Here is a 1528-nt window from a genome sequence, read left to right as displayed (position 1 = left end):
AGCGGTGCGCGCGGGAGTGCCCTGTGTCAACCGGTGGGTTGTGGATCTTGGTTGAGGAGGGTTTGTAGGGCGCGGTGTCGGTCGGGTTGGTAGGGGGTGTGGGTGGTCCAGCATTTCCAGATGACGTCGAGCCAGGCGCGGGCGAGGATTCTGACGGCGTGTGGGTGTCGGTGGCCGCGGGCGCGGGCCTTGTTGTAGAGGTCGGCGGCCCACGGGTTGGCGTGGCGGGAGTCGGCGGCGAAGTCGCAGACGGCGTCGCGGAGTTGTTTGTCGACCGCCCAGCGGAACGCGACGACCCGCACGTTTCCGGACTGGCGGGTCGAGGGTGTCACTCCGGCGAGGCCGGCCAGCGATGCCGGGGTGGGGTATCGGCCGCGGGCGTCACCGATCTCGGCCAGGAGCCGGGCGGCGCGCACGGTGCCGGCCCGGGGCAGTGAGGTGAACACGTCCCGGTCCGGGTGGCTGTCGAGAGCGTCGCTGATCTGTTGTTCCAGGACGGTGATCTGCTCGCAGGCCGCGTTCAACATGCTGAGGTAGGCGCGGGTGATCCCGGCCAGCGCCCGGCCGTGGGCGCCGACAGCGCCGGGTGGCGCGTCGCTCAGGTGTCGGTGCAGCTTGACCGGGTCGCAGCGTTGGGAGTGGTGGGCTTTCAACCAGACGGCCAGATCGGCGATGCTGAGCCGGTCGACGGCCTCCTGGGTCGGGTACTCGGCGATGAACGCCCGACTCGCCGGGGCGTCCAGATCGCGGAACAACCCGACCAGGCCCGGTAACGCCGTGTCCAGATGGGCCCGCAGCTGATTGGCCATCGCGACCCGATACCGCAGCAGGTCTTTGCGGGCCCGGCCCAACGTCCGCAACGCCACCGTCGCCGTCGTGTCCGGGGCCAACGCGGTCAACCGCCGCCGGTCGGTGCGCACCGTGTCAGCCAACACGTAGGCGTCGAAGCGGTCGTCCTTGTTCCCCGCCGAGCCGTAACGCCGGCGCAACGACTTCACCTGCGACGGTGCGATCACAAACACCGTGACGCCGGCCGCCAGCAGCACATCGACCAGCGGCCCGTCCGGACGTTCGATCCCGACCCCGGCCACCTCGAACCCGCCGCACAACTCGACCAGCCGGCCCAGACCCGCTTTCGAATGGGCGACCACCAGCCGCGCCACCACCACGCCGTCACCATCGCAGACACACACGGCGTGGTTGTCCTTCGCCCAATCGACCCCGACCGTCACCACTGGCCGCACGGCCAGTCCTTCCGTCACACTCATAAAGCCTTCTTCGCTGCTCAACCAGTAGAGGAAGGCATCTGAAGGTTCGGGACATCACTGCCGGACGCTCATTGACGGGCGCTCCACGGCGCAGTAGCCCTGTCGCCAGTCGGGATGTCCCGGACCGCCAGACCCCGCAGCCACTCCCGCAGGCCCTCAACAAAGGGGGATCCAAGCGGTAGGCGATGACCCGACGGACCAGACGCCACCCGGCCACCACACCACCGGGCCACCCCATGGTCAACCAATGAGCGGGCGGT

Annotated in this window: 1 protein-coding gene; it reads right to left on the bottom strand. The window is 69.2% G+C overall.

All coding sequences use genetic code 11. The features are described 5' to 3' along the window. Nucleotides 1–26 precede the first annotated feature (26 nt). Nucleotides 27–1268, bottom strand: coding sequence for an IS110 family RNA-guided transposase (locus Val02_RS46915; RefSeq protein WP_203905881.1), 1242 nt, complete (start codon nt 1266–1268; stop codon nt 27–29). Between the last annotated feature and the right edge of the window lie 260 nt (nt 1269–1528).

This window comes from Virgisporangium aliadipatigenens (genome assembly GCF_016863615.1).
GTDB lineage: Bacteria > Actinomycetota > Actinomycetes > Mycobacteriales > Micromonosporaceae > Virgisporangium > Virgisporangium aliadipatigenens.
Note: the sequence above shows the minus strand (reverse complement) of the source record. Positions and strands in the feature narration are given on the sequence as shown.

Bases quoted from the DNA above. Each gene is read 5' to 3' on its own strand.
- Val02_RS46915 (WP_203905881.1), bottom strand. From the start codon at position 1,268: ATGAGTGTGACGGAAGGACTGGCCGTGCGGCCAGTGGTGACGGTCGGG.